This is a genomic window from Methylobacter sp. BBA5.1, assembly GCF_000746145.1.
Lineage (GTDB): Bacteria > Pseudomonadota > Gammaproteobacteria > Methylococcales > Methylomonadaceae > Methylobacter > Methylobacter marinus.
Map to the genome: position 1 here is coordinate 24,018 of NZ_JQKS01000013.1, position 18,820 is coordinate 42,837.

Genomic DNA, 18,820 nt, shown 5'->3' on the forward strand with positions numbered 1-18,820 from the left:
CAAAATCATTCTGGGATGTCAAGTTCTTTCTTTTACGTTCGAGAAAAATATGCAATAATATGTAGTCCGAATTTTAATAAAAAAATTACAAATAAAATCATTAACTTGGTAAATAAATGGGCGAACTAGTTGATACATCTGAAGATTTAGCCCAGCTTGCAAGGCTGGCTATCAACGAGCAAACAGAAGATGTACGCTTGTTTGTAGCTCGTTTGGTTCGTAAGTATCGTGGCATCAAACCTGACCTTGCAGAACAAATGGATCAGTATTTACGGAGCAAACCTACAAGAAGTGGCGGAGTTATGCGTAAATCCAGCCGAAAGGAAGAGCCTTCGAATCCTGTGCCAGTCGATAACGAGTCGCGGATGTCATTGCTAAAGGTATTTCATGATGAGTCTGGCACCGTACAACCTTTGCTGTCCCTAGACCTGGAAGAGAGCTTTAGCCAAATCATCCAAGAACGCAAGCAGTCAGAGCGTTTGGCGGCATTAGGTTTGCTTCCAACCCGATCTGCAATCTTTGTTGGTAAGCCTGGAGTGGGTAAAACACTGACTGCACGATGGCTGGCTTCCAAGTTGGGCTTACCACTTTATGTGCTGGACCTGACAACCGTGATGAGTAGTTTGCTGGGAAAAACGGGTTCAAATCTGCGGGCAGCCTTGGACTTTTCTAAGCAGGCGCCTTGCGTTCTCCTACTTGACGAAATTGATGCCATTGCAAAAAAACGTAACGACGATACCGATATTGGTGAATTAAAAAGGTTGGTGACCGTAATGCTTCAGGAGGTCGACGAGTGGCCGTCATCAGGATTGTTGTTAGCTGCAACAAATCATCCTGAACTAATCGATCCTGCGCTATGGAGGCGTTTTGATCTTATTATTGAATTCAAGCTGCCTGCGATCACCCAAATAAAAGAGGCTGTAATTCAATTTCTCGGTCCAGACCTGCCTGTGTTCAAACGCTGGGTAGACATATTGGTGCTAATTTTTAACGGTGAATCGTTTAGCGACATAGAGAGATCAATTCAACGATTTCGGCGGACATTGGCGCTAAGCGACGCCTCAGACTCGGACGTTATTGAAGAGCTCGTTAAAACCAAGGCGCTTACCCTTGAGCATCAACAGCGTATTGATGTAGCGGTAGAACTTGCCAATAAAACCAAAATTTCGCAGCATAAAATTTCAGAAATAACGGGCGTAAGCCGCGATACGATTCGTAAATATACTGGCGGCAAAGCGCCCTCAAAAGAAAGGCAAGAAAAATGACTCAAACAAATTTTCTGATTGGTCGCGGCGAATTGTTAACATTTGATATTAAAGCGCCGAAGCGTGGCGGGGAAAAGGTAGAAATTTACTCTTTCGATGAAGCAAAAAGCCGAATGATCCCCCAGTTTTCTCACGCATCATCCATGCTTGATGATTTGCCTCAGGAAGCGTGCCCTCGTGATTTCGCTGTTGCACGGCTTACGCTAAATCCATCATTCATCGCCAAATCGTATTTTCCTACAAATCTGTTGAGATCGGCTGGTTTGGAGTCGATTGGGAGTCGAACGGTTGAGATTGTGCCCGAACGATGGTCCAAAAAAGATTCACCTATCAAATGCACTACAACCGAGCTTTTTGTGGCAGGCAAGCGAAGTTCCTTTCGGCATATGATCCAATGGGTAGATCAGGTTGAGCAAGGAAGTGATGAAGCGGTTGATCTCGCTCATGTCGAACAATTTGATGGTTTATCCGTTGAAGATCGGGTCCGTGACTACGGCTCAAAAAATGAGCGATTTTTCGAGGTAGGTATTCACCTACTTCCCGACGAAGACAACGCATTCATCAAAGATGGGTTTGAGAAATTCGCAAAGAAACATCAAATTAAATTGCACCGTAAACTCAGTTTTCAGGCTGGAAATCTTTGGTTTGTCCCAGTAGAAGGATCTTGCGATAACATCAGAGACGTTGCGAATTATTCTTTTGTTCGTGTCATTAGGCCCGTTCCCAAATTTCGAGGTTTGCGCCCAATGCAGCGAACCAAGGAAGTTTCGGTGAAGTGTCAGTTGCCCGATGCGCAGCCTTTATCAGACACTCCAAAAGTTGCCATTCTTGATGGCGGCTTGCCCAAAACTCACCCGATTGAAAAATGGGTGCGATCATACAAAGTGCTCGATCCCGACGCAAAAGACGATCCAGACGGTCTAGATCACGGATTAGCAGTGACCTCTGCATTTTTGTTTGGCCCTATCCAGCCTGAAAGTGTCGCTCCACGTCCTTTTGCTTATGTTGATCATCTTCGAGTGCTCGATAACGATGCTGAAACTGAAGATCCTCTAGAGCTATACCGAACATTAGGTCTTATAGAGCAGGTTTTGTTGTCTCGTCAGTATGAATTCATAAACCTGAGTTTGGGACCGGACATGCCTATTGAAGATGCTGATGTTCATGCCTGGACATCAGTGATAGACGATCTTTTAAGCGATGGTGAAACCTTTATGGCTATCGCGATTGGTAATAATGGCGAAAGAGATCGAGAATCGGGTAATGCCAGAATCCAAGTTCCTTCGGACAGTGTCAATGCCGTGGCTGTGGGAGCCGCGAACGACACAGAATCTTCCTGGAGGCGAGCTTCATATAGTGCATTCGGCCCTGGAAGAAGTCCGGGAATCGTAAAGCCAGATTTGATGGCTTTTGGTGGCGATGCGCTGCGTTATTTTCATGTGTTATCTCAAGGAAAAAAGCCTTCGCTTGTGCCGCAATTAGGGACAAGCTTTGCCTCTCCCTACCTTTTAAGGAGCGCAGTGGGTATTCGCGCGATTCTCGGTTCGGAGTTGTCGGCTCTTGCAATTAAAGCTTTGCTTGTACATGGTTCCGATCACGCGAATCATAATAAGTTTGAAGTGGGTTGGGGCAAAGTCCCAGAAAATCTCATGGATATTATTACCTGTCCATCCGGTGTTGCCAGAGTTGTTTATCAAGGCGAATTAAAGCCTGGGAAATATCTGCGCGCATCACTACCTATTCCAAAAGATGGGCTTTCAGGTCGAATTCGACTTAAAGCTACTTTTTGCTATGCATCACCAGTCGACCCGCAAGATGCTTCGGCTTACACCCGAGCCGGACTTGATATCGTATTTCGGCCAAACGAGTCTCGCGTCAAAGAAAAGAAGAGCAATGCCGAGTCGAAAGGTTTTTTCGATATGAAAAAATACGCTACAGAGGAAGAAAAGCGAGCAGATATGGGGAAATGGGAAACCGTATTGCATCAAGAAAAAAGCATGCTGGGAAAAACGTTAAATGCTCCAGTGTTTGATATTCATTACAACGCTAGAGAAGCAGGAGCCGCAACGACGAGAGCCGATAAAATTAAGTATGCCTTGGTCATTACGGTGGAAGCGCCCAAACATGCCGATTTATATAACGAAATTTTAAAAACGTACCAGTCAATTTTGATGCCAATTCAACCGCAAGTTTCACTGCCAATACGAGTATAACTCAAGGAATTAATTGCCCATGCCAACACTTACCTGGGTCGGAAAGGATAAAGTCGTCAATCACCATCATGATGTGCCTTTTCGTGTTTTACGTCATGAAAGTCATTTTGAAGCACTAGAAGGCATGCCCAAAAATAGCAGAGCAAATAAGATTATACATGGCGATAATCTTGAGGCGTTGAAAAGTTTATTGCCTGAGTTCGAAGGTAAAATTAAATGTATCTATATTGATCCGCCCTATAACACGGGAAACGAAGGGTGGATTTATAACGATGCTGTTAATGACCCTAAAATTAAGAAATGGCTTGGTCAAGTTGTTGGGAAAGAGGGTGAAGATTTGTCACGACATGACAAATGGCTATGCATGATTTACCCTAGATTAAAGCTGTTGCATAGATTATTAGCGAAAGATGGAGTTGTTTTAATTAGCATTGATAAGACTGAATTCGCAAACATAAAGTTGTTATTTGAAGAGATATTTGGGGCTAATAATTGGGTTGGTGAGATTGTTTGGCGAAACGTAACAGACAACAATCCAACAAATATTAGTCTTGAACATGAATACATTCTTTGTTACGCAAAGAACAAGGCGCTACTTAATCCAATCTGGAAATCAACATATATCGATATTAAGCAAAAGTTAATTGAAATAGGTGAAGAGCTTAAATCGCAATATAGCGATCCTGAGGAACTGCAAGATGCTTATACCAAATGGTTTAGAGAGCACAAGTCAGAATTATGGCCTCTCGACCGATATAAATTTATTGATAAAGGGGGTATATATACCGGTAGCCAAAGCGTACACAACCCTGGTAAAGAAGGTTATCGATATGACGTAATTCATCCAAATACCCAAAAACCATGTAAAGAACCATTAATGGGATATCGCTTTCCTGAAGAAACAATGAATAAATTGCTGTCAGAGGGAAAGATAATTTTTGGTGATAATGAATCAAAATTAATAGAGCTAAAATTATATGCTAAAGATTATAAGGCAAAGTTAGCTTCAGTTATTGAATTGGATGGTAGAACGGGAACTAATGAAATAAAATCAATTTTTCCAGAAAATAAAAGGCCTTTTAACTACCCTAAACCTTCTGCATTAATTGAAGAACTATTAGGCTTCGTAACACAACCTGATGATTTAATATTAGATTCGTTTAGCGGTTCCGGTACAACGGCTCATGCTGTATTAAAACTTAATGCCCAAGATAAAGGTAACCGTCGTTTTATCTTAATCGAAATGGAGGAGTATGCCGAATCTATAACGGCAGAAAGAGTTCGCCGAGTGATATCAGGTTATGGTGAAGGTTCAAAACGAACTGAAGGACTGGGGGGCGGTTTCGATTACTACACCATTGGCGACCCAATTTTCAACGAAGATGAAACCTTGAATGAAGCTGTTGGAATTGATCCCATGCGCAATTATGTGGCTCACAGTGAAGGTATTCCATTCAAATATCGAGTTAATCAAGAAAACGCTTATTCACAATATTTGTTAGGGTTGAACACAGAAACGGCTTGGATTTTCTATTACGAAGCCGATGAAGCAACTTGTTTGGATCTGGATTTCCTTGGTGCTTTAAAATTCGGCGGAAACAAGCCGTCAACAGCCATCATTTATGCCGACAAATGTTTGTTGACCAAGGAGTTTATGACAAAGCATGGAATTATTTTCAAAAAAATACCTCGTGATATTACGCGCTTTTAAGGAACAATCATCATGGAATTAAAAGATTATCAGCAACGCGTTATTGATAACCTCGAAGAATACTTGGCCGTTCTAGAGAAAAATCCACATCTTGCAAAGGCCTTCAAAGCCTATTGGGATGAAAAAGGAGTCACAGGGATGGAACCCTACAAAAACAACGTACCTGGTGTGCCCCACGTTTGCGCCAAAGTGCCGACAGCCGGTGGTAAAACTTTCATTGCTGTCAATGCAATTAAAACCATTTTCGACGCATTTACCGCTCATGACCCCAACCGAAGCAAGTTGGTAATCTGGCTGGTGCCATCGCTAACGATATTGGAGCAAACGGTTCGCAATCTGGATAACCCAGAGCATCCCTACAGAAAGCGATTGAACCAACTGTTCCGCAATCGCGTGTCTGTCTATGAAAAGCGTGATTTGCTGATGGGCGCTGGGTTTACCGCGGATGCAGCAAGTGAACAACTGTCCGTTGTGGTCATGAGTTTCGATAGCTTGCGAGCCAAAAACAAGGAGGATCGAAAGATTTACCAGGACAATGGCTACCTGGCTTCATTCCTTACAGACGATATCGATGATTCTAAAGCATTGCTGCCAGAATACGATCCATCAGCCCTTATCAATGTCATTCGCCGTCTAAAACCAGTCGTGATTGTAGACGAAAGCCACAATGCGGAAACCGCCTTATCGGTGGAAATGTTGGTCAATCTGAATCCGCATTTTATTTTTGATTTGACCGCTACTCCGAGAAAAAACAGCAACATCATTAGTTATGTGGATGCCATGGCGCTGAAGAAACAGCATATGGTCAAATTGCCGGTGATTGTCGCTAATCGACCAAGCCGCGGAGAAGCCATTGAAAGTGCCTTAATTTTAAGAAGGCAACTTGAAGAGATAGCTATCCAGGAAGAAGCAAAGGGTGGGAAGTATATTCGACCGATCGTATTGTTTCAGGCACAACCTCGCACTGGCGAAGACAATACGACTTATGAGAAGACCAAGCAAAAGTTAATTGAGCTAGGTATTCCGGAAGAGCAAATCAAAATCAAAACTGCTGAAATCAACGAGCTTAAAGGTATTGATCTCATGAGCCGTGAATGTGCTGTCCGCTATATCATCACTGTCAATGCGCTCAAGGAAGGATGGGATTGCCCATTTGCTTACATTCTTGCCTCGTTGGCCGACAAGTCATCTGCAGTGGATGTAGAACAAATTCTGGGTCGGATTCTACGGATGCCTCATGTGCAGCAACATGGTCATGATTTGTTGAACCTGAGTTATGTCTTCACGGCATCAAGCCTTTTCATGGATACACTGCAAAGTGTTGTAAAAGCATTGAATCGCGCGGGATTTTCAGACAAGGATTACCGAGATATTACTGCACAGCATGATCAACAAGATCAAGAAACAGATAATACCCAACCAGAAACAAATGATTTATTCGGTTTGTTTCAATACCAGACTGATCAGTCTAGCAATCTTGTAAGTAAAGAATCCGGATCAACCGAGCTCGATGATCTTGATACGATCGATAAAGAATGTTTGGCTGCTACCAAGTCTGGCACTGATAGCGACAGTGAAGAATCTAGTAGCCAGGTTTTTGTCGACCAGGTAACGCAGCAAGCGATTGTTCAGAATAAAGCTTATGAGGAGCAAGCAGAGGTAGCAGCCAAAACTGATATTCCCGCAGATCTGGAAGACAAAATGAACAAACACAAAATCAAGGATATCTTCAAAGAACAAGCAATGGGGCTGAAGCTACCTCAATTTTTTACTAAGGTTGAGACTGGCGCTTGGTTTGATGACGATGACGCTGTTCAAATTTTTGAGCGGGAGTTATTGTTAAAAGATTTCAAATTGTCCCAAGCCGATGCCACCATCAGCTTCGAAGACGTTGAAACTGAAATGTATCGTGTGGATCTTGAGGAAATTGGTGATGAAAATTACAAAGCCACGCCATTCAAGGTCAATGTTAACGATAGAAGAAAATTTAACGCACTTATTTTGAAAGGTGATAGATCAAGCCAGGTCATGAACCTGACTGCACGGTTAACAGATTTGATTGGGAATATGTATCCAATTACCGATCAAGAAATTAAAAAATACATAGGGCGTATCGTTGAATCGTTTAGTGAGGCTCAGATACGCGATTGCCTTGAACGAGATGTGTCGTATGTGAGAAAAATAAAGCAAAAAATTACAACTTTGGCTGATGCGCATGCTTACAAAACATTTATCGACATTCTGGATATTGACAAAATCTTGATTCAACCAAGTTTTGAATTTCCAGAAATCATTACTCCATCAAGTAATGCACCGGCTTTACCGAAAAGTCTCTATGGCACAGAAGCATCAATGGGGATTTTTGAATCACGGGTTATCAATGATATTGCCAACCTTGAAACTATTCATTGGTGGCATCGCAACCTTTCGAGAGGTAAAGGGTTTAGGATAAATGGTTTTATCAATCATTATCCTGATTTCATCGTTAAGACAAAAGGCGGCAAGGTCATCATGATTGAAACTAAGGGTGATGATCGAGATAATTCAGACTCGGAATTCAAACTGAAACTCGGAAAACTTTGGGAATCGAAGTGTGGCTCTGAGTTTAAATACATGATGATTTTTGATAACAATCCAATACCGGGGGCAGAACGATTATCAGATGCAATGAAGAAGCTCAGCCAGTTTTGATTTGAGATTGCCAATTTTTCTAAGTAGAAATTATTTTGGAGGCCATGAATGCCAGAACCACTGAAGCGAAAAAAGAAAGATGGTACACCATATGAGCGGCCCCCTGAAATTGAAGCCTTTCTTGAAAAGCTCGAAGTAGTTAATTCATCGGAACGCCTTCACCAATTTGAAATCATATCCAAGAATAACCCTGGTTATGTACCCTCAGAGGTATTGATATACTTTCTTCGAAGAGCTTGGGTTGAAGGGGCAAAGTCAGATTTCGAGGTAATTTTCCGGATTCTTATGAAACGGATCGAGAATTCGTTGCGTTCAACGATCTCAGATTCTAGAAAAACAGATGCGCATGGGATTCGCGAGGAAATTACGGGGCGATTCGTTGAGCGAATTGCAAAAGACTGCAAAGGGAATTCAACTTATTTAGATTTTTTTGAAATACGTTTCGATAAGGCATTGTCAGCTTTCAAGATATCAGCTTTACGTCAAATCGGTCCAACTAACGTTGAAACAGTTCCTCTGGAATCGGAACATGATGATGGATCGGAAATTTCGGCTGAAGTTGAGTCAGCTGCCGCAGATTTTCTAAATGGGAATTTATCAATTCTTGACGATCCAGATTTCCGGTTAGAGCTAACTGCTGCGATTGATACCTTACCTGATGATCAAAAGCGAGTGATCGGGCTAATCATGCAGGGTTTTCAAATTGATTCTAAAGATAAAAATATCATGACTATTTCACGCATTCTGAAGTGTGACGAGAGGACGGTTCGAAATCGTCGTGATCGTGCATTCAAAACGCTTAACACCATTCTTCAAGGGGAGAATGTGTAATGAACGAAAATACTATTCCTAGTGAAGAAGAGATAATTTTGGCCTTTGCAGTCGAACCAATTCATGATCGCAAAACACTTGAACGCTACCTATCAGAATATCCGGAATATTCTGAGGCCTTGGTCGATTGTTCGATTGAATTGATGCTAGATACTAACCAAAGAAAAAGTGTAGCTGATTCGATGGAAGAGACCGTTGAGAATGCTTGGCAACGGTTTCAGACTATTATGAACGTTGACGATAATGTTCCCGTCAATCCGTTTGCCAAAATAAACCCAACCTCATTCAAATCGCTCGCAAAACGACTCGATATTTCAAATTTGTTTTTGATCCGCTTGCGTGACAGAGCTATCGAGCCGATAACAATTCCGATGCGCTTCATTGAAAGGATTGCTACCGAAATGCAGGTTACCGCTGACACTATTTCAGCCTTCTTTAATAGCTCTCCTAGTTTGACCTTGAACAACAGCTTACGGACATCCTTTGAAACAAAGGTTGTTACTCAAATATCATTTGAAGAAGCAATTGAGTCATCACAACTTACCGAGTCTCAAAAAAATATGCTTAAGGAGCTGGTTGACAAGTAGCAAACCGCGTTCATCTTTCTTGAAAAAGTGAAAAATTCCATCATTCCTTCGCGTAATCAGACACAGTGAAAATTGCGCGAAATTTAAAAAAAAATTGATTTTAGCTTTCCGGTTAGGAAAACCGTTGCGATTGAGTTAGTGAAGGCCGCGAAAACTGCAATCCCGCAGATGGCCGAACAGGAAAGATTCTCAATGCAACAAATTATTCCTAGCGGTGACAACCGCAAAGCCCATGAAGTAAACGGCGCTGCTCTTGGTGAAGAAAGACATCAACACAATGCATACCGTATTTTAGTAGCCGACGATCAAATGAACGAACGGTATTTGGATATCAACGATCCTGTACCGACGGGGCGTCAAATTATCCAAGCTGCAAGTTTGCATCCAGTCGATGATTTCAGCATTTACGCAATTCTTGCATCTGGTGAATTTGAAGATCTTCGACTTGATGAGACCTATGATTTGCGCGGAAATAGCGCGGAACGTTTTGTAATCTTCCAAACTGATCGCGCTTTCAAGTTCACCATTGACGATCGTCAACTGGAGTGGGGAAAGCCTAATATCAGCGGCAGCGTGCTGAAAAAATTGGCGAATGTTCCTGCGGATACCTATCACGTATATCTTGAGGTTCGTGGAGGCCAGGATATTTTAGTTCGTGATACAGATTTGATCGATCTCAGCAAACCGGGTATTGAAAGATTTATCACGGTTATTTGTGACACGACCGAAGGTCTTTCGGTACTACCTGAAGTAGATCGGCGTTACCTAAGCGATCATGGGATCGAAGCCGAATTGGCTAGTGACGGACCACATATTGGTGTCGTGTTAAAGCAAATGCACCTACCGATAGGTAAGTTCAACCACCCTTTTGCTGACATATTGGTGATCCTGCCGCCAGGCTACCCAGACGTGGCTCCTGATATGTTTTTCTGTGATCCGTGGCTGACTCTTATTTCTATTGGCCGTTACCCAACCTGTGCCGATGTGCCGCATCCATTTGTTGGACGCAACTGGCAGCGTTGGTCTCGTCATAACGCCAGTTGGCGCCCTGGAACTGATGGTCTGCACACCATGATCAAACGGGTTGAGCGCGCTCTTGCGGAGGCTAAGTAATGAAAGGACAGCTCGATATTGTGTTGTTGGAGCCGCATGAAACGACACTTCGCGAATTGCTTTATCGTGCCAACGGCTCAGAAGCAGCCGCCTATATACTGTTCGGTAAGGCGGAAATTGGTTCAGATCCTTGGTCTGGAAAACAACGCACCCGGCTAATTTCTCATGAGGTTATTCCCATAGCCGCTGATGACATAGTCTCATCGTCTTCCATGCATGTTACCTGGTCTACAAAAGGGTTTATGAAATTACTGGGTTTGGCTCAACATAGAGGCCTGGTGGCGGGGCTGGTACATACTCATCCTAATGCTGAGGCCTTCTTTTCCGATCAGGATGATCGCAACGAAGCAGAGCTTGCACGGACAGCTTTCAATAAAGACCGTTTGGGGCTAGCCAGCTTAGTGTTTGGTGGTGACAACGCCATAGCCGGACGCTTATGGGGTTCCCCAGCAGAAGCAATGGAAGCATCTTCGATTTCAGTGATTGGCAACAAAGTTTCGATTCGTAGAACAAAGCAAGATAATGTCGAAACTGCATTTCTCGCTCGTCAATCGTTGCTTTTCGGCCCCAGTTTCAATCCAATCATACGAGAACTACGCGTAGGGATAGTTGGTTGCGGTGGCACTGGTAGTGCTGTGGCCTCATTACTCACTAGGCTTGGGGTTGGATACCTGGCGTTGATCGACAATGACACGATAGATATCACCAACCTCAATCGTGTACATGGGGCTCGAACTTCCGACGTGCTCTCTGACCAAGCCAAAGTCGACATTCTAGCTCGCGAAATCGAAGCTGCGGACCTGGGTACTCAAGTGGTAGCCAGAAAATCTTGGGTGGGTGATGCATCGCTACGTGATTTGCTGCGTTCATGTGACGTACTTTTCGGTTGTACCGATGACCACCAAGGACGTCTCACTTTAAATCGTCTTGCTCACTATTATGGAATCCCTGTGATTGACGTAGGGCTTCGCATGCGATCCGCTCGAAATGATGCCAACTATGACATGACCGGTCGAGTATCAACCATCAAACCAGGCAGTCCATGCCTGATGTGTCTAGGCGTCGTGAACATTCATCGTGCCGCAGAAGAAGGTCTACGACATAACGATCCTGGAGAATTCGAGCGCCGTAAGGCAGAGGCCTATGTGGATGGTGGCGGTGATCCTGCGCCTGCCGTCGTTACATTCACGACCAGCATAGCTTGTGCTGCCGTGGATGAGTTGATACAGGGCCTGACAGCATTTCGAGGAAATACTGGCATGACACACAACCGCATCCGACGATTTGATCGCGTCGAAGATCGAGCAATGACATGCTTACCGATCCAATCGTGTCCAGTTTGCGGAAGCGAGTCAACATGGGGTCGAGGTGACGTAACCCCATTCCTTGGAGTGATAGGGTGAATTGATGAAGATGAAGCATGCTATAACGTTTTTGTTGCGTCGCTTAGGGCTGCTCAGCTTCGATTATTTAGTAAGGCGACAAGATCAATATCCAAGCAATAAGATGATTCCGCAAGGCGAGCTATGGTTAGTAGTTGATGCTGGTGTTAAGAAATGGGTTTGTTTCAAGTGCCCTGGAGGGTGTGATGTTCAAATCTCACTTTCACTAAATCCTTCTCGCCGACCCTGTTGGTCAATCGAATCTGATTTTTGGGGGCGTCCGAGTATTTCTCCTTCGATACATCAGCATGACCTATGTAATTGTCATTTTTGGATAAAAAAAGGCAGGATACTATGGTGTCCGAGAGTATAGTGCGAATGATGTTTGGCTGTTACTTTCATATTTAGGCGCAATTTATGACTATTGACGAATATTTCCATGAATTAGAACAGGCCGTTTCCTGCTGTATTGGAGAGTCAATTTCAAACCAACAGTACGTGGAAAGACTAATTTCTGATTCACCAGAAAAAGCAAAATGCATCATTGATGCAAGAAAAGAGTTGCTATGCTCCACTGATTATGATAAGTATAGTGGTTACTTGGAGATAGGATGGTTCACAGAATTTAGTTCGTCTGAGCGGCTTGCTCTCTTTTCTTTCATGTTCGATGTGGGAAAGAAGCTCAAGGTCACGATGTTGCGAAATCGATTTCAAGAATATGAAATCAACCAGTCGATATTCTCTAGTGATGCCACACTCTTTGAGTGTATAAGAAGGAAGAAGTTGTCTGGGAACTTAGACCTCGAATTAATTAACGCGCGTGCGCTCGAAAATATACAAGGGTCGGAGATATTTCATAGAAACGGATACTACTATAAGATGGATCCATTTCTTAATCCGTCAATCTATTCATTTTGTGAGGAAAATTTCAAGGAGTCACCGCTATTTGTTAGGTTGGATCCAACGCAAACTTACCATAAACAGCCCCCGTTTCAGTTAAATGAAGAAATTTTAATTCCTGCTAATCCTAACTGGTGGAAGAACTTAAATATCCACAGGAAAAATAAAGAAGGGGCATCGTATATCTTGTATCCAAAAGAACTGAACACGGACTCTCTTCAAGAATTTTGGGAGTACAAGATTAATGGGATTCGTCGTATGGACGTCATAGCAAAGAGGAACAATGACGGCAATCTTAGCATGATGATAGAAGAGCTTTCGGATCAGGATGTAGAATCTAACCTAACAATTGGAAGATGTATTCATCTGGATACGGATAATCCAATTGGTACGCCATTTTGCGAATCTTTCGTCAATCATCTTGATTTGGCTATCAATGTTTACGAGGGCATTTCTGCTAAAAAGCGTTATGAAAACAATTTGGCTTCCGGAATTATAGTGGAAGATGCCACGTTTAGAACTCACTTGCTCAGAATTGAAAATATACCATTAAAATCACTTATTTTGTTTGCTATAAGTTTTCTTCAATCTAAAACATTAATAAACGATTGGTTTAACGATCAATTTTTACGTAGTGAAGACGTTTAATGCCCTTTCCATGTAAATTAAAAAGTGGCTCATGTTTATTTCTACATGTTTTTCAATAGAATACTGTCAGGTAATTCTATTTGGACAATCGATTAAAAATAATGATATAGGGATACTGATACTCGTCTTCAGTTATCCATCCTGCTTCAAGTAGTTCGTTTAGAATATCTGAAAGCCAGATTGTCTTCTCTTCAGGGTAATCCAGTAATGCTTCGCCATTTTTGTCTGGAATTATTCTGGCCTATTTGCATTCTTACATCACTCTGAATCCTGTAATGAAGAATTCATTTTGATTTACTTTGCTTCTAATAATTTTCACTTTTTCCCCTTAAATATCTAAGCAAAAAGCCTGTTGCTGTTGCTCGAATATCAACGGTGTAGGAAATAAGTTTTTGGTCTTGCGTTTTTTTAATGTGGTGAGAATTTAACTCTGTAGTTTTTATTAACCGTGCTACCTTTTCGGGAAACTTAAAAAGTGGCAAAGCTATGGAGAAAATCATGCAAACCAATCAAGCAGAACTCACAAAACTGCCTGTCGATCAAGTCAGCGTTCAAGAGGGATTCAATCCGCGCAAATTCTTTGATAACCATGAATTTCAGCAACTGGTCGTTTCGGTACGGGCTGAGGGCATCATTCAGCCGATCGTTGTCAGGCCGGTGACTGATGGCAATGGCTACTGGGTGGTAGCCGGAGAACGCCGGTGGAGAGCTGCGAATGAGGCTGGTTTGATCGAAATTCCAGCCGTTGTGCGTAAGCTGAGCGACAGGGAAGCCAGATTGATTGCCACCGTCGAAAATTCGCAAAGGGCTGATATGAGTCCAGCCGAAGAAGCGGTGGCGGCAAGGGATGTGTTAACCGATTGTGGTGGTGATAAAAATGAAGCGTTACGGCTTTTAGGTTGGAGCGGTGTTAAGTTCGATGCGCGGTTATTGCTGCTCCACGCCGCCTCGGAAGTCCTTAACGCACTGACAGAACGCAAGATCAAATTGGGTCATGCTGAATTGCTCTCCCAACTGCCCAGCGACTTCCAAACGGCCACTCTCGCCAAAATTCTCGAAAACGGCTACTCGGTTGCGGAACTGAAAAGCAGACTGGCCTCGTTTGCGCTGGAATTGTCGAAAGCCACTTTCGATAAGACGGGTTGCAATGGATGCCCCCATAACTCCAGCATGCAATCCAGCCTGTTCGAGGAACATATCAGCGAAGGCCGGTGCGCGAATCGGGCCTGCTATGAGCAGAAAACCGAAGCAGCCATGTTAGAGAAAAAGGCGTCATTGTCCGAACAATACGCGGTCGTTTTCCTCGACACCGAAAGAAGGCTGGATTCTTACAAGCTTATCTGCCAGTCCGGTGCGGAAGGGGTAGGCAAATCCCAGTTTGAGCAGGGCTGTAAGCAATGCGCTCATTTTGGTGCCTTGCTATCCACATCGCCGGATCGCCTGGGTCGGATTACAGAGGATTGCTGCTTTAATCTGGATTGCCACAAAGACAAGGTCGCCAGTTATCAAGAGAGCTTCAAAACGGCATCCGCACCTGCCAGCAACGATAAAGGCAAAGCTTCGACCAAGAAATCAACCAAACCCATCCAGTCAGTAACGGGGAAAAATCCTGACACCTCCAATAATGATGCTGATGAAAAAGAGGGTGATACCGGCAATGCAAGCGCGGCGATTCCCCCGACCAGAGTGGTTGAGAAGATCGAGGCGTTTTACCGCGACCTTGGCGCAAAACAAATTGCGGATAACAAACTGGCTGTGTTGTGCGTGAACACCTTTGCGCTTTATCGGCTGGTGAGAAGTTCGTTGCCTGTTGAGAAAATGCCTGAGTCCTTAAAAGACCCGACAAGAATTGGCAGCGAAATCGAAGGATTCGTGAAGGCGCTATCGTCTTTGGGTATCGAAGAAACGCTGGCCTTCAATCACCGTCTGTTGACTCATTTACTGGGAGAGCATGAAAAGTCCACTCCGATTCTGAACAAGACCTGGGCGAAAGGCGCTGTGTCCGTGTTGAATGTGACGAAAGCAAGATTGGCCGAGCATTTCATGCTGGACAGGGAATTTTTAGGTTCCTTCACCAAGGCCGGTATCGAAGGCGTGTTGCGCGAAGCCATAAATGGCAAAGGTTTGTCATTCGTCGAGCATTACGGAAAGCAAAGCGAGAAAAATAAGTTTGCCGTCCTGATGAAGAAGAAAAACAACGAAATCTTGGATGATGTTTTTGGGTGCGGTTACGACTTCGCGGGTTTTGTACCGAGTTGCGTTTTTAAGTTCATGGGTGACGATAGTCATCAAGACATGACATCGCACACTCAAACGCCAAACGCCGTTGTCGAGCCGGTTTCGTCCGAGCCAACCACTGAATCCCAGGCAGTTGAAGCGGATGTTGAGGTGGCGAAAGAAAACGGTGCTCAACAGGCAGTAGAGCCGGAGAGTGAGTCTTTAACTGATGCAGAGGATTCAAGCGATCAAACCGATTTTGAAGATCTGAATGACGATTTGGATGCCGACCTGCCAAGAACGGACGTCGTTAATGGCGACGACGAAAGCGCGATCTTGGACGCTGTGATGGCAAAACCGGGCGAATTCGATGATTTGGATGCGGAAGAATTATCAAACCCTTCCGATTATCTCAGCGATTCGGATTGGTTTGACGACGAGGACGAAGCCATGTCTTTAAACCCCAATGGATACACCCAAGACCCAGAAAGCGAGGCAGCTTAACATGATTTTTGAAACCTTCCATGACATGCTCAAAAACGATGAGCGTATTCAATTCACGATCACCCGCAAGGGTGATCAACTGACGGTACTGGTACAGCCGATGTTGCAGGGGGCGGCAGACGAGAAAGTCTCAGAAGCTATCCAGTCACTGAGAGCAGCCTTGGCGATGCCTTTGTACGTGGTAACCCATCCTCAATCGCTTGACGCGGATTTTCCGCGTTCACTGGCCGATTTTGCCGATGTGCGCGAAGGCGGTCATAACGACTTGAAAGATGCCATGAGTCGAATCAAAGAAGCTGGAAAGCAAGCAAAGGCCGAGGCGACCAAGAGCAAGCAGACGGATAAGCCGACAGAAAAATCCCGGTTTGAAGAAGCGAGTCATAAGGACGAGGCAAGCGAAAAACTATCGGAAATTGCCGTAACCGATAAATCGTTGTTTTAAGTATTCGAGGATTCAACATGGAAAATAACAATACCACTGTCATTCGCCCGGTGAGAGTCTTCAAAATGGGGGCTGTTCGACTTGCCGATCCTGCGCCCGATTTATCGCCGGAAGAAGCCATCAAGCTCTATGCGGCCTCATACCCGCATCTGGCACATGTCGAACTCAATGAGCCTGAACTGATAGGCGAGGAATTGCACTATGCCATCAAGCCGCATCAAGAAGTCAAAACCAAAGGCTGATAAGGCTGATAGCGTTGGAATAGCGCAATTGAAAGAATGGGGGAGCCAATCTCCCATTGATAACAACGTCAAGACCGAGAACGAGCCGCCATGCTTTCAGTTCAAGCTGAACCTGCCAAAACTGCCCAACCGAACCATTATGGGTATCGACCCCAAACAACTTCCGATGCTGTAGGTCAATTATTCGGTCAAGTCAGGATCGAAACCGACCTGAACGGTTTGATAAACGAGATTCGGCACCGAAAAGACAAGGCCGATTTTGAAACCAATCGCCCCGGAGTTTCTTGCATGATCTTGTTAGCCCATTCAATGGGGCTAGTTGAAGAAGCTGAAATCGATCTGGCCGTGACGGCTGGCTGGGAGGCTGTCTATCGCCTATATCAGGAGGTCGTTGCCAAAATCATGGATCACTTGAACCAAGAATCGATGAGCATTGCAGGTATCGACTCGGTTCACAGCGACTTTGAGCCGATGAGCTTTGAAATGCAGCAAAGTAAGAACGAGGGTGTTTTCTTAATGTTGGGCGTTTATCCCAGATTTTCCCAGTTTTCCTTGTTGGACATTGATCGTGAACTTGCCAAAGCGGTGGCTGGTTGTCTGAAATGGACAATCTTCAATGGCGGCATAGGCATCTTGGTCGATGATCTGTCCAAAGCATGGATGATGATGGGTGATGAACTGGACGCGCTCAAGGAGGCATTGGAAACTCAAGGCCATCTGAGCAACGGGGAATTGGCTGAGTTCTTTTTGGAAAACGATGTTTATCCGTTTACCGAGATAACCGACGATCAGGAGTATCTGGAGGATCGCATTGGTTATCTGAAATCGGTTTTAACCAATAACTGCAAATCGATGTTCGGAGCGTTGCCGGAAATCCGTGAAATCAGGCGAATGCTGGCCGGTTGGCGAAAATCAAATCAGGCCATCTATCAGAATCCTTGGGTCAAGTTCGTTCGGGAAACGATCAAGGTTTGGAAGTGGATTGAAAAGTTCGGACTAAAAGCCTCCGAATGTAGAATATCACCCTGCGATAACGATCATGGGGATGTGTATCTGGACTATGGTCATGTCATCGGATGCGGCTTTGATTGGGAAGAGTCTGTTGTGTCGGAGGTTTATAATGATATGGCTCAGGCTGGTGAAAATCCGGCAGGCATCATTCGATTGAATCCACTTGCATGTTCGGAAGTCGGTGAGAGACTGACCCTGTTAGCCAAGTCGAGAGGGTTGATTCGATTGGCCGAGGTGATCAATGCTGATTTGGATGCCCAAAATGAAGCCTAACGATTTTTTCCAGTTCTACCAAGGCGAAAAGCCGAGCATCGTGCAGAAACACGCCATCCTGATTCATCAGGCCAAAGCGCTTTCAAGTGGCTATTCCCAGTATCGATCAGGTGATTTTCTGGTGTCGATGCACGATTTCGTGATCAACGAGCAAGGGGAATCCATCATCGGCGCCGGCCGCTTAATGTCTAAAGATGATGTGGAGTCGATTTTGCGGTCGATGCTGGAAATGGGTAAGCGAAAAGTAAGACTGTTGCCGCCACATGTCGTGTCGATTTCCGAAACCCATATTGGTTGGACAGTGCCGGCCCAGGTTCGTCCCATGCTGTTCAATATCACCGGGATGCCCATGAAAAAGTTCGATGTGCCTTGGCCAAGGTTACTGATGATGGCGAATCGTAATGGCAAGTTGGCGGTGGCGGCGTTGAAAACCAACGGCAGGGTCAGTAGCAAAACGAGGCTCTACCAAGCGCCGTTAATGAACGTGTATGCCAATGGCAATGTCTGCACGGGTTCTGCAACATTGCCTGACGAGTGCGGCATTGCTCAGATCAAGGCTTGGGAATCGGTCATGTTCGATAGCGCCTTCTCCCATGTCAATAATCCCTCAACCCTTTCTCTGGATGGGGATAAGGATCAAGCGGTTGATAACAAAGCCCATTATCGGTTTTGGCATTCCCTTTCCAAGAATAAGGCAAATAAATTCCCGAACGAACATTTGAATACCTTGCGCTATAGCGTAGAAAATTTCATTGAAAATCATTCCTAAAAGGTAAACACAAAATGAGCG

15 protein-coding genes are annotated in these 18,820 nt (G+C 44.3%); all 15 read left to right on the forward strand.

Going from position 1 to position 18,820, the window contains the following annotated elements:
* Positions 1-116 precede the first annotated feature (116 nt).
* The 15 genes from EK22_RS09060 to EK22_RS09125 all read left to right on the forward strand — a co-directional run bounded on the left by EK22_RS09060 (position 117) and on the right by EK22_RS09125 (position 18,799).
* The gene (locus tag EK22_RS09060; RefSeq protein WP_036250214.1) at positions 117-1,265 is read left to right on the forward strand and encodes an AAA family ATPase; all 1,149 of its coding nucleotides are present in this window, start codon (positions 117-119) and stop codon (positions 1,263-1,265) included.
* Entirely contained in the window at positions 1,262-3,478 is a 2,217-nt protein-coding gene (locus EK22_RS09065; RefSeq protein ID WP_036250216.1) for a S8 family peptidase, read from the forward strand. The genes EK22_RS09060 and EK22_RS09065 overlap by 4 nt, the downstream gene beginning before the upstream one ends.
* A gap of 19 nt (positions 3,479-3,497) precedes the next feature.
* Complete coding sequence (locus EK22_RS09070; protein ID WP_036250218.1) at positions 3,498-5,189, forward strand: site-specific DNA-methyltransferase; 1,692 nt, start codon at positions 3,498-3,500, stop codon at positions 5,187-5,189.
* 12 nt (positions 5,190-5,201) lie between these two features.
* The gene (locus EK22_RS09075; protein WP_036250219.1) at positions 5,202-7,880 is read left to right on the forward strand and encodes a DEAD/DEAH box helicase; all 2,679 of its coding nucleotides are present in this window, start codon (positions 5,202-5,204) and stop codon (positions 7,878-7,880) included.
* Between the two features lie 48 nt (positions 7,881-7,928).
* Positions 7,929-8,711, forward strand: coding sequence for an RNA polymerase subunit sigma-24 (locus EK22_RS09080; protein ID WP_036250221.1), 783 nt, complete (start codon positions 7,929-7,931; stop codon positions 8,709-8,711).
* The gene (locus EK22_RS09085) at positions 8,711-9,298 is read left to right on the forward strand and encodes a hypothetical protein (protein WP_036250224.1); all 588 of its coding nucleotides are present in this window, start codon (positions 8,711-8,713) and stop codon (positions 9,296-9,298) included. Before EK22_RS09080 ends, EK22_RS09085 begins: the two co-directional genes overlap by 1 nt.
* 192 nt (positions 9,299-9,490) lie before the next feature.
* Positions 9,491-10,411: a multiubiquitin domain-containing protein gene (locus EK22_RS09090; protein ID WP_036250400.1), complete on the forward strand. Its 921-nt coding sequence runs from the start codon at positions 9,491-9,493 to the stop codon at positions 10,409-10,411.
* The gene (locus EK22_RS09095) at positions 10,411-11,814 is read left to right on the forward strand and encodes a ThiF family adenylyltransferase (RefSeq protein WP_036250227.1); all 1,404 of its coding nucleotides are present in this window, start codon (positions 10,411-10,413) and stop codon (positions 11,812-11,814) included. The genes EK22_RS09090 and EK22_RS09095 overlap by 1 nt, the downstream gene beginning before the upstream one ends.
* A 103-nt stretch (positions 11,815-11,917) precedes the next feature.
* Entirely contained in the window at positions 11,918-12,166 is a 249-nt protein-coding gene (locus tag EK22_RS25560) for a ubiquitination-like system serine protease family protein (RefSeq protein ID WP_369798204.1), read from the forward strand.
* A 44-nt stretch (positions 12,167-12,210) separates the two neighbouring features.
* Entirely contained in the window at positions 12,211-13,341 is a 1,131-nt protein-coding gene (locus tag EK22_RS09100) for a hypothetical protein (RefSeq protein WP_036250229.1), read from the forward strand.
* Positions 13,342-13,839: 498 nt separating this feature from the next.
* Positions 13,840-16,062 carry a PRTRC system ParB family protein gene (locus EK22_RS23120; protein ID WP_161786407.1) on the forward strand — a complete coding sequence of 741 codons (2,223 nt, stop codon included), beginning with the start codon at positions 13,840-13,842 and terminating at the stop codon, positions 16,060-16,062.
* Position 16,063: 1 nt separating this feature from the next.
* Positions 16,064-16,504, forward strand: coding sequence for a PRTRC system protein E (locus tag EK22_RS09110; protein ID WP_036250232.1), 441 nt, complete (start codon positions 16,064-16,066; stop codon positions 16,502-16,504).
* A gap of 17 nt (positions 16,505-16,521) precedes the next feature.
* Positions 16,522-16,746: a PRTRC system protein C gene (locus EK22_RS09115; RefSeq protein WP_036250235.1), complete on the forward strand. Its 225-nt coding sequence runs from the start codon at positions 16,522-16,524 to the stop codon at positions 16,744-16,746.
* 90 nt (positions 16,747-16,836) lie between these two features.
* Entirely contained in the window at positions 16,837-18,030 is a 1,194-nt protein-coding gene (locus tag EK22_RS09120) for a hypothetical protein (protein WP_036250237.1), read from the forward strand.
* Positions 18,020-18,799 carry a PRTRC system protein B gene (locus EK22_RS09125; protein ID WP_161786408.1) on the forward strand — a complete coding sequence of 260 codons (780 nt, stop codon included), beginning with the start codon at positions 18,020-18,022 and terminating at the stop codon, positions 18,797-18,799. Before EK22_RS09120 ends, EK22_RS09125 begins: the two co-directional genes overlap by 11 nt.
* Positions 18,800-18,820 lie beyond the last annotated feature (21 nt).